Raw genomic sequence first — 9,966 nt, forward strand, 5'->3', positions numbered from 1 at the left:
GGCATGCACTCGGTCAGGATCGTTCTGACGGGCGTGGTGGTGGGACAGCTGTTCACCGCGGTGACCTCGCTGATCCTGATGGCGTCCGGTGCCGCCCGCCGCGGACCGGGGGTCAGGCCAGCGAGAGGAAGAGCTTCTCCAGCCGGGCCCGCATCTGCTCGCGGTCGAGGGCGGCCGCGGGGTCGCCGTCGGGACTCTCGGTCAGGCAGTGCTGCAGACCGGTGGCGATGACCGCGAAACCGGCCTTGTCCAGGGCCCGAGAGGCCGCCGCGAGCTGTGTGACGACCTCCTCGCAGTCCCGCCCCTCCTCGATCATCTTGATCACTCCGGCGATCTGGCCCTGCGCCCTTCGCAGCCGGTTGACCACCGCCTTGAGTTCCTCGGCCGCCATCGCCAGTTCCACGGAACCTCCCCTTTCATACCCCACCGGGTACCCTACCTGCCGGGTCGTCCTCCCCGCGTTCGAAGGAAACATCTCACACATGTCCACCACTCCCGCGCTCACCGTCGAACAGAGCAGCACACGCACACACGGGCTGACCGTCGTCGACGTGCGCACCCCCGGCGAGTAGGCGTCCGGCCACCTGCCCGGCGCCCACAACATCACCCTGGACCGCCTCCAGCGGGCCCGGCCCGCCGACCTGGACGCCACCCTGGCCGGCTGACGCGCGCCCCGCTCCCCTTCCCGTCCGCCCGAGCCCGCGCCGCGCCCCGGTGGTGTCGCACCGCCGCTCCGGGGGTACCGCGGGGCGGGACGGCTCCGAGGCCGTGTACGGATGGGAGGAAGCTGATGTCCGAGATGACCGCGGTGCGGCTCACCGGCTGGCAGAGGCCTCCGGAGGTGACCCGGGTCCCGGTGCCGGACCCCGGCCCGGGAGAGGTTCTGCTGAAGGTGGCGGGTGCGGGCGTGTGCCACTCCGACCTGCACGTCATGGACCGGCCCGCCGGAACAATGCCCTACGACCTGCCCTTCACCCTGGGCCACGAGACCTCCGGCTGGGTGCACACCCTGGGGCCGGGTACGCGGGACACCGGGCTGCGCGAGGGCGACGCGGTGCTGGTCTACGGCCCCTGGGGCTGCGGGGTGTGCCCCGCCTGCGCCCGGGGAGCGGAGAACTACTGCCACCGGGCCGCCGAGCTCCGGGCCGCCGGCGGAGGGCTGGGCCTGGACGGCGGCATGGCCGAGTACATGCTCGTCCCCTCCGCCCGGCTGCTCGTACCCCTGGGTGACCTGGACCCGCGCACCGCCGCTCCGCTGACCGACGCCGCGCTGACGCCCTACCATGCCGTCAAGCGCTCCCTGCACAAGCTGGTGCCGGGCACGGCGGCGGTGGTGATCGGCGTGGGCGGGCTGGGACACATGGCCGTCCAGCTGCTCAAGGCGCTGAGCCCGGCCGACGTCATCGCCGTCGACCTCGCATCCGACAAGCTCGACCTGGCCGCCGGGGCGGGCGCCGACCACTGCGTGCCCGCCGGAGAGGGGGACGCCGACCGGATCCGCACACTGACCGGCGGCCTCGGCGCCGCCCTGGTGCTGGACTGCGTCGGCGCCGATCCCACCATGGCCACCGCCGCCGCGTGCGCCGCCGTGGAGGCCGACATCACCGTCGTCGGGCTGGCGGGCGGCACCCTGCCCGTCACCTTCGGGGCCGTTCCCTTCGAGGCGGCGGTGTCGATCCCGTACTGGGGTACCCGGCCGGAGCTGGCCGAGGTCGTCGCCCTCGCCCGCGCCGGGCGGATCCGTCCGCACGTGGAGGTCCATCCGCTGGGCGAGGCGGGCGAGGTCTACCAGCGGCTGCGTGACGGCCGGGTCGACGGCCGGGCGGTGCTGGTGCCCACCGCCGAGGCCTGAGCCGCCGGCCGGGAGTGCGCCCCTTCGGCCCCCATGGAGCGGGGCGCGACCGGGTATCCGTGCACGGGTACCCGATCGCCGCGGCAGAGCCCGTGCCGGTCGGAGGGAACGAGGTGAGGAGGCGTAGGCCGTGCCGGACAAGGAGCACCAAGGACCGCCGGATCCCGGTGACATCGGCCGGCGGGTGGCCCTCCAGCGCGAGCGGCTGGGACTCACCCGCGAGGAGGCCGCCGTACGGGCCGGCATGGCGCCGGGATATCTGGAGTACCTGGAGAAGCACCCCTCGGCGCCGAGCGGGCCGGGGCTGCTCAGGCTGGCCGCCGCCCTGGAGACCTCCGTGGAGTGGCTGCGCGGCGGCGGCACCAACACCCCGCCCGGGCGGGGTCGTGCCGCGGGCCGCCCCCGGTACCTCGAACTCGACGAGGGGGAGTGCTGGGCCAGGCTCTCCACGCACGGAGTGGGGCGTATCGCGGTCACCACGGCCGACGGGCCCGCCATCATCCCGGTTAACTACCAGGTCGTGGACGGTTCGATCGCCTTCCGCACCAAACCCGGCTCCGCGCCCTCGGTGGCGGTGGGGCACGAGGCGGCGTTCGAGGTCGACTACGTGGACGACGCCTTCCGGCGCGGCTGGAGTGTCCTGGTCGTCGGCCGTGCCCGGGCCGCGGGCGAGGAGGAGGCCCGCCACCTGGCCGAACAGGAGTCCGGCGGGCCCTGGGCCGGGGGGGAGAGGCGGGACCTGTGGGTGGTCGTCCGCGCCGAACGCGTCACCGGGCGCCGCATCCACACGGAGGACTGACCGCCGAGGCGGCCTTTTCGCCGGAGCGGCCTGCCGTCGCTGATATAAAATAATGTGCCAAACGCATGGCAATTCCAAAGAAATCGAGCAAACGCGGACAGGGCGGAGACCATGAGAGCCGGACGGACGGAAGAGGCGGAGGGGCCGGCCGGAGCGGCGCCGGAGGCTCGTTACCCCAGACCTCCGGTGCCGCTGGAGGAGGCCGAGTGGGTATGGCGGACCCTGGCTTCCCAGGCCATGGAGGAGGGCGTGAAGCCGGAGACGGTGAGGCTGGCCGTGGTGACCGGCCTGGCCAGGGCCTCCGGCGCACGCTACGGCGACCTGCTGCGGTGTACGGTGCGGTCGCTGGACCTGGGCGCGGGCCGGGTGGACGTCGAGCACGGCAAGCACCGCGTCCCGCGGCGGCACGGTCTGGACGCGGGTACGGTGCTCGTACTGCGCCGCTGGATGGACGTCCGCGCCGACCTGTGCGCCGAGCTGGAGGGTTCGGTCCCCGAGGCGCTGCTGCTGACGGTCCACCACACACACGACAACGGGGTGACGGTCGCGGCCGGGCTGCCCATCACCCGACAGGGCCTGGTGCTCTCCTGGCGTCGCTTCGTGTACCGCGCCAACGCCGCCCACGCCGGCCGGCGCCCCCCGCTGCCCACCCGCTTCGAGCAGCTCCGCCGCGCCTGGACCACCGCCGCGGCCTGACGCACCCGTCCTCAAGCGGCAGGGCGGCCGGGTCGCTTTCCGGCGGCCAGCCGCAGGATGGCGTGGCGAGCCGTGCCCTCGGGCGGCGCGGGGTGCCGGCCGGGGCCGAGGTAGCCCTCCAGCATGGAGTGAAGGGGGTTCACCGGGTGGCTGCGAGCCCCGGCCCGGACAGCACAAGGCCGCGCCGCGACGAGGGGGAGGGGTGTCGCGGGCGCGGCCGTACCGTGCGCATGCCCGGCGACCCGCCGTTCACACCCGGCCGTCCGTGGAAAAAGGTCCGGCCCCCGCGCGCTCCGGGCCGCGCTGGCCCCCGCCCGTGCGAGGCGGTAGGCCCGCGGCCATCGCCCGGTCCGTAAAGAGAGCGTGACGGCGCATCACCCGGTCGGTGTGCCCACCTGCCTGGCCAGGGTCGATGTCACCGCTGCCCACGGAGCGCTTCTATCCTTCCTCCGGAGCCGGGCCGTGCGTGGACGGCCCGGCTCCGCGCCGCCCCGCCGGGCGGACGTCCGGACGGCGCGCGGCCCGGACCCCCTCAAGCGACGTACGGAGTGTGCCCATGGCCCTGTGGAACCGCCTCAAGGAATCCGCCCGGACGATGCAGGCCCGGCTGGAGGAGAGGAGGAACGAACTCAGAGGCGGCGCGTTCCGCGACGCGTCCATGGCGATGTGCGCGCTCGTCGCCGCGGCCGACGGCACGGTCGATCCGGCCGAACGGCGTCGTGCCGCCTATCTGATCGCACACAACGAGGTGCTGAGGAACTTCCCCGCGGACGAGCTGCGAAGCCTGTTCGAAGAGCGGCTGGACGCGATCGCCGCCGACCGCGAGCGCGGCAGGACCGGAGCCCTCCAGGAGATCGCGAGGGTCAGGAGGAAACCGCTGGAGGCCCGCGCTGTCGTCCAGATCGGCATCGTCATAGGCGGCGCCGACGGCCGCTTCGACCTCTCCGAACGCGCCGTGGTCCGCGAGGTCTGCCAGACCCTGGACCTGTCCCCGCACGAGTTCGACCTGTGAACCGGAGCGCGGGGGCAGTGGCATGGCCCCCGCGCCCCGGTGCTCCCCGCCGGGATCGCCGTCCCTCGCCCACATGGCCCACCGCGCCGTTTCGCGCCGCGCGCCACGGGAACTCACCGCGAGCGGCAACCGAACGGCACGACGTACGTCTCTGTACGGCGACGTACGGAGACGTACAGCGAGGGACAGAGGAACAGATGCAGATCGGCTACAAACTGGCGGCGGAGGCGTTCGGCCCCGCCGAACTCGTCCGGCAGGCGGTCCGTGCGGAGCAGGCCGGTTTCGACTTCGTCGAGATCAGCGACCACTACCACCCGTGGCTGGACAACCAGGGCCACTCCCCGTTCGCCTGGACGGTCCTGGGCAGCATCGCGGCGAAGACCGAGCGCATCGGACTGGCCACCGGCGTGACCTGCCCGACCGTGCGGTACCACCCGGCGATCATCGCCCAGGCCGCCGCGACGCTCGCCCTGCTCTCCGAGGGCCGGTTCGTCCTCGGTGTCGGTGCCGGCGAGCGGCTCAACGAACACGTCGTCGGCCGGGGCTTCCCCGCCGTCGCCGCACGCCACGAGATGTTCCGCGAGGCCCTGGAGATCATCCGGCTGCTGTGGCGCGGCGGATACCGGTCCTACGAGGGCAGGCACCTGCGCCTGGAGGACGCGCGGGTCTTCGACCTCCCCGAGGAGCTCCCTCTGATCGCGGTGGCGGCCAGCGGCGGCCCGTCGGCGCGGATCGCCGCCGGGCTCGGCGACGGGCTGTTCGCGACCGAGGCCAAGCCGGAGATCACGCGCCATTACCACGACGCCGGCGGTTCCGGCCCCGCCTACGCGGAGGTGCCCGTGGCCTGGGCGCCCGACGAGCGCGCCGCGGCCCGTGCCGTGCTGGAGACCGCGCGGTGGGCCGTGACCGGCTGGAAGGTGATGAGCGAGCTGCCCAACCCGGTCAACTTCGCGGCCGCCACCACCACTGTCCGCGAGGAGGACATGCTCGAGAACTTCGCCTGCGGCCCGGACCCGGCCAGGTTCACCGAGATGGCGCAGCGGTACGTCGACGCGGGTTTCGACCGGCTGGTGCTGATGAACGCCGGCCCCGACCCGGACGGCTTCCTGGACTTCTACAGCAGCGAGCTGGACCGGCGCATCCGCGCGCTGTCGCCGAGCCCGGCCGGCTCCTGAGCGGACCCCGCCCGCTCCGGGGCCGGGGGTCGCCCCCGTTCGCCCGGAGCGGGCGTCGCCTGCGCCGACAGCGGCGCCGCGATGTCCTCCAGCGTCCGCCGCTCGCCCGGCACCGCCAGGAGGACGGCCACCAGCCCGGCCAGTGTCATCAGCCCGGCGCCGATCCGGAAGGCGAGCACGGTGTCCGCGACGACGCCGGACTCGGTGAGCTCGGCGAAGATCAGCGGTCCGCTGATGCCTCCGGCGGCCGTACCGATGGCGTAGAGGAAGGCGATCGCCATCACCACTCCCTTCGGCGCCGTGCCGAGGGGACGCGCCTCGGCACGCCCTCCACGGTTTCCCGGCGGAGGGTTGCCCACACGCGCCTGTACGGGGAGTGAGGACGGCAGAGGAAGGAGGAAGGCAGTCCCATGTCGAACTAGGGTGTGGACGGCCGTCGACCCGACGACCCCGACGATCCGTAGCGACCCACCCAGGAGCCCCGCCGTGAAGCACCTCGACGGATTCCGGACACCCGATGACGGAGAGGCGGCCGCTGACAGCACCGCGTTCCCCGGCAGCGGGCGGCGCGTGCTGGTCGGCGGCGCGTCACGGGGGCTGGGCCGGGCGGTGGCGCGGGCGTTCGCCGCCAACGGGGACCGGGTGGCCGTCCACCACGGCAGCCGGCGGGAGGACGCCGAGGCCACCCTGGCCTCCCTGCCCGGCGACGGCCACGCCCTGCTCGGCGCGGATCTTGCCGACCCGAGGCAGACCGCGGAGCTGGCGGACGCGGCGGCCGAGGCGCTGGGCGGCCTGGACGTCCTGGTGAACAACGCGGCCGTCAACACCCCGCACCCGCCCGCGACCACGGGGTACGAGGACTGGTGCGAGGCCTGGCGGCGGCACGTGGACGTCAACCTGCTCGGTACGGCGAACCTCAGCCACGCCGCCGCCCGCCACATGATCGGCCAGGGCACCGGCGGCCGGATCGTCAACGTCGGCTCGCGCGGGGCGTTCCGCGGCGAGCCCGACCACCCCGCCTACGGTGCCACCAAGGCCGCAGTCCACGCGCTGGGCCAGTCCCTGGCCGTCGCCCTCGCCCCGTACGGCATCGCCGTCACCTCGGTCGCGCCGGGCTTCATCGACACCGAACGCGTCACCCACCGTCTGACCGGCCCCGAGGGGGAGGCCATCCGTGCGCAGAGCCCGTACGGGCGGGTGGCATCGCCCGAGGAGGTGGCCGAGGCGGTGCTGTGGCTGGCCTCCCCGCGGGCCCAGTGGAGCGCGGGCGCCGTACTGGACCTGAACGGGGCCTCCTATCTGCGGACCTGAGAGGCGCCGGCCCGTCCGCCGGGGCCTGTGCCCCGAGAGGGGCGTGCCCCGCGTGCGGTGCGAACGAAGCCGTCCGGCACACGCCCCGGCATCCCCGACCCCGGCACGAGGAGCCCCGGCATCATGGAAACGGCCGCCCCTCGCCGGGAGCGGTTCAGTCCGTGCCGCTCAGTGCCCGCCGCCGGCCTTCTCCGGCGCGTCGACGTCGTACCAGTCGTCGGCCAGCAGTCCGGCGTGCGACGGCTGCACCCCGGCCTGCACGGCGCCGTCGGCGGTGACGAACCGCAGATGGGCGGCGAGCGGCCGGCTTCGCCCGTCGGGGCTGACGCAGACCGACTCCGGCTCCAGGTAGACGTACTTGCCGGGCTGGATCCAGCCGTGGCGCGCCATACGACGGCCGTCCCTCAGAAGTTCCAGGGCTGCGGAGAAGTCCATGCGGCGAATGTAGCGGACCGCTCGGGAGGGTCTTGAGAGCCGGACTCCGGATGTGCTGTTCGAGGCCCGCCCGTCGCAGCCCTCGCGGCGCCACAGCCGTCAGAGCCCCACCACGCCGGCCGCGGCCGTGAGTTCGTACGCCAGTGTGATCTCGCGCCTCTCGCCGGGAGCCAGACGGAGGGTGTAGCGCACCATGCCCTCCGCGTCGACGCCCTCGTCGGGCTCCGGCAGGCACGCTCCTCCTCGCAGCCGCACCTCGACGGCGGAGACCTCCGAGACCGGAACGCGCTCGCGGACCACCACGACCGCCGTCTCCCCTTCCGGGGACGAGTCCAGCCGGGAGACGAACAGCCGCACCGTACGGGTGATCACCGTGCGGTGGTTGACGCCGCCCAGGCCCGCGGTGCCGCGGCTCTCCTCGACATGGCGCACCACCCGGTAGGTGTCCTCGCCGCCGAAGGCCAGTGAGACCTCCTCGCCCCGCCCGGTGAACGGCAGTTCGCCGCGCCCGGTGAACCCGCCGCCGCGCACCAGGTCCACCGGACCGGCCAGCAGCACGTGCCCGGCGCCATTGACCGCCCTGGCCACCCTGACCACCAGCGGCGACAGTTCGGGTGCGCACTCCAGTGCGGTGCGGCACGGCGCGGTGAACGCCGACAGCCGCACCCGGTGAGGGCGCCCGTCGCAGGCTACGTCGACGGGCGCCGCGGCGGTCATCACCCGCACCTCGCCGCCGTCCGACAGCCCGGGAAGCTCCGCGTCCGCCCCGGCTGTCCCACTCCCGTCCGACGACTCGTCCCCGACCGTGCGCACCTCCTCCTCGCGCAGATCCACCTCGACCGTGCGCCGCTTCGCGGCCGAGCGCTCGCGCAGCACCAGTTCGTCCTCGTACAGCGCCGGAGGGCCGGCGGCGAGGGTGGGCCGGGCGGTGGACAGCGACAGCCGCACCCCCTTCCAGTCCTCGCCGGTGCGCTGCCACACCACCGCGTCGGTCTCCAGGCACACCGACCGCTCGTCCCCGGCCGGCGTCGCCCGGTAAGCGGGCCGCCACAGGGCACAGGGCACCAGATGGGTCAGGCGCAGCAGGGCGGGACCGGCGCGGTCGGCCTCGACGACCACCTCCACGGCGGCCGTCAGTTCCTGCGGCTCCTCCTCGGTGCGCCGCAGAGCCTGGCGCGTGTCCCCCAGCTCCTCCTCCAGGCGGAGGAGCCGGCGCCGCAGCACGTGCAGTTCCCCGGCACGCGCCTCGTCCTCGTCGTCGGTCCGCTCCAGACCGCCCGCCCAGCGCTCCGGGTCGGCGGCACCGGCCCCGGCGCCCTCGGCGATGTCACGGTACAGGTCCGCCCTGGCCCGGGCGACGACCGCGAGGCCGCTCTCCAGCCGCTGCCTCAGCCACCGGGCGTCACGCAGCTCCTCCTCCAGAACATGGACCCTGCGGCTGAGTCCCGAGGCGTCGTCGCCCGGGTGCCCCGGGCGTGGGGGCGCGTATGTGCGCACCACACGGGCGTCGACGACCCGGACGCCGCCCGGGCCGCCGTCCCCGGCGGAAACCTCCGCGCGCAGGGAACGGTCCACGGCCAGCGGCGTCACCGGGCCGACCAGCAGCCGCTGCGCGCCCGCGGCCAGTCCGACGCTCCCGTGCCGCTCGACCTGGGCGCGGTCCTCCATGCACGTCACGGCGGTGACCGGCAGGGGGACCGGTTCCGGACGGGGGGCCGGCGCGCCGTGCCCGGCTGTGTTCCGCGGTGCGTTCGTCATGGTGTGGACCAGTCCCTCCGGTTCCCGCCGACCAGTGCCCTGCCCGCGGGGATCCGCACCTCGTACCCGCCCGTGAGGACGGTGGTCCGGCCCGGCTCCAGCTCCACCCGCCAGACCCGCGCCCCGCGCACATGGCGACCGTCGCCGCCGTCCCCGTCGTCGAGCGGCCTGTCGGGAGCCGTCCAGGGCGGCTCGGCCGGACGCTCCTCGATCCGTACCTCCCGGTCGGTGCTGACAGGCACGCGTTCGCGCACCTCCACCGTGATCCGGTGCGCCAGGCGGTTGGCGAGCTCGACCTCGACCGAGTGGTCGAGCACCGTCGTCCCGCCGCGCAGCCCGGTGGTGGACTCGCGCAGACGCGTACGCCGCGCCGCCTTCACGCTCTCCACGGCGCCGATCCCCACCCTGCGGCGCTCCCCGGGCGCGAGGGTGGGCAGGGGTGTGGTGAGGACGAAGTCGCCGCCCACGAGGACATCGGCCGGCCCGGCCGGCAGCGGGTGGCGGGAGGCGTTGGTCAGCAGCACCGTGCCGTACACGGTCGGCTCCGCCGACGGCACGCACACGTACTCCGTCACCGTCTCCACCGGGATCTCGTGGACGGGGACGGTGTGCCAGGCGCCGTCCCCGTCCACGTCCACGGGGGCCGCCGTGTCGTAGCGGTGGTGGAAGGAGCCCGTGGACCGCCGTACGTCGACCGCGTGGACGGGTCGCGCCAACCGCGCCACGGACTCGGCCCGCCGCCGGTGCCGGGCGACGGCCGTGCTCTCCTTGCCCGGCGGTGGCCGCAGTCTGCCGCGACGGCCGGGCTCGTCCGGGCCGGCCAGCGTCAGGCCCGAGTAGTCGAGCATGCCCTCGGCCGGGACCGGCGGGGAGGGCGGCGGGGGGACGGCTGCCGCACCGGGGGCCGCCGGGGCGGCCGGGGCGGCCG

General features: G+C 74.6%; 10 protein-coding genes and 1 pseudogene. 6 read left to right on the plus strand and 5 right to left on the minus strand.

Annotated features, from left to right (window positions below):
• Nucleotides 1-112 precede the first annotated feature (112 nt).
• On the minus strand, nucleotides 113-403 hold the full coding sequence (locus LJ221_RS21225; protein ID WP_241718329.1) for a metal-sensitive transcriptional regulator: 291 nt from the start codon (nucleotides 401-403) through the stop codon (nucleotides 113-115).
• Between the two features lie 396 nt (nucleotides 404-799).
• Between LJ221_RS21225 and LJ221_RS21235 the strand changes: the two genes are divergently transcribed.
• The 5 genes from LJ221_RS21235 (at nucleotide 800) to LJ221_RS21255 (ending at nucleotide 5,534) form a co-directional block, all read left to right on the plus strand.
• Entirely contained in the window at nucleotides 800-1,852 is a 1,053-nt protein-coding gene (locus LJ221_RS21235; protein ID WP_241718337.1) for an NAD(P)-dependent alcohol dehydrogenase, read from the plus strand.
• Nucleotides 1,853-1,982: 130 nt separating this feature from the next.
• Complete coding sequence (locus LJ221_RS21240; RefSeq protein WP_241718330.1) at nucleotides 1,983-2,651, plus strand: pyridoxamine 5'-phosphate oxidase family protein; 669 nt, start codon at nucleotides 1,983-1,985, stop codon at nucleotides 2,649-2,651.
• A 186-nt stretch (nucleotides 2,652-2,837) separates the two neighbouring features.
• Nucleotides 2,838-3,347, plus strand: coding sequence for a tyrosine-type recombinase/integrase (locus tag LJ221_RS21245; RefSeq protein WP_241718331.1), 510 nt, complete (start codon nucleotides 2,838-2,840; stop codon nucleotides 3,345-3,347).
• Between the two features lie 556 nt (nucleotides 3,348-3,903).
• Nucleotides 3,904-4,359 (plus strand): tellurite resistance TerB family protein, encoded by a 456-nt coding sequence (locus tag LJ221_RS21250; RefSeq protein WP_241718332.1) that lies wholly within the window; start codon nucleotides 3,904-3,906, stop codon nucleotides 4,357-4,359.
• 197 nt (nucleotides 4,360-4,556) lie between these two features.
• Nucleotides 4,557-5,534 (plus strand): TIGR03557 family F420-dependent LLM class oxidoreductase, encoded by a 978-nt coding sequence (locus tag LJ221_RS21255; protein ID WP_241718333.1) that lies wholly within the window; start codon nucleotides 4,557-4,559, stop codon nucleotides 5,532-5,534.
• On the opposite strand, the pseudogene LJ221_RS21260 reads toward LJ221_RS21255, so the two are convergent.
• Nucleotides 5,474-5,815, minus strand: a pseudogene (locus tag LJ221_RS21260) (hypothetical protein); the annotation flags it as partial. The gene LJ221_RS21255 and the pseudogene LJ221_RS21260 sit on opposite strands and share 61 nt — an antisense overlap.
• Before the next feature lie 289 nt (nucleotides 5,816-6,104).
• Here LJ221_RS21260 and LJ221_RS21265 point away from each other — a divergent pair.
• The gene (locus tag LJ221_RS21265) at nucleotides 6,105-6,845 is read left to right on the plus strand and encodes an SDR family NAD(P)-dependent oxidoreductase (protein WP_241718338.1); all 741 of its coding nucleotides are present in this window, start codon (nucleotides 6,105-6,107) and stop codon (nucleotides 6,843-6,845) included.
• A gap of 168 nt (nucleotides 6,846-7,013) precedes the next feature.
• Here LJ221_RS21265 and LJ221_RS21270 read toward each other — a convergent pair whose 3' ends face one another.
• The 3 genes from LJ221_RS21270 to LJ221_RS21280 all read right to left on the minus strand — a co-directional run.
• Nucleotides 7,014-7,280 carry an MW1434 family type I TA system toxin gene (locus LJ221_RS21270; protein WP_241718334.1) on the minus strand — a complete coding sequence of 89 codons (267 nt, stop codon included), beginning with the start codon at nucleotides 7,278-7,280 and terminating at the stop codon, nucleotides 7,014-7,016.
• Between the two features lie 99 nt (nucleotides 7,281-7,379).
• Nucleotides 7,380-9,038, minus strand: a complete 1,659-nt coding sequence (locus LJ221_RS21275; RefSeq protein WP_241718335.1) for a mucoidy inhibitor MuiA family protein — start codon at nucleotides 9,036-9,038, stop codon at nucleotides 7,380-7,382.
• Nucleotides 9,035-9,966 (minus strand): DUF4139 domain-containing protein (locus tag LJ221_RS21280; RefSeq protein ID WP_241718336.1); only part of this gene is annotated, 932 nt, incomplete at its 5' end. The genes LJ221_RS21275 and LJ221_RS21280, both read right to left, overlap by 4 nt.

It is taken from the genome of Streptomyces sp. CNQ085 (assembly GCF_022614595.1).
GTDB lineage: Bacteria > Actinomycetota > Actinomycetes > Streptomycetales > Streptomycetaceae > Streptomyces.

Excerpts from the sequence above, each read along its gene's own strand:
- LJ221_RS21235 (WP_241718337.1), top strand. The coding sequence starts at position 800 with ATGACCGCGGTGCGGCTCACCGGCTGGCAGAGGCCTCCGGAGGTGACC.
- LJ221_RS21250 (WP_241718332.1), top strand. The coding sequence starts at position 3,904 with ATGGCCCTGTGGAACCGCCTCAAGGAATCCGCCCGGACGATGCAGGCC.
- LJ221_RS21275 (WP_241718335.1), bottom strand. The coding sequence starts at position 9,038 with ATGACGAACGCACCGCGGAACACAGCCGGGCACGGCGCGCCGGCCCCC.
- LJ221_RS21255 (WP_241718333.1), top strand. The coding sequence starts at position 4,557 with ATGCAGATCGGCTACAAACTGGCGGCGGAGGCGTTCGGCCCCGCCGAA.
- LJ221_RS21270 (WP_241718334.1), bottom strand. The coding sequence starts at position 7,280 with ATGGACTTCTCCGCAGCCCTGGAACTTCTGAGGGACGGCCGTCGTATG.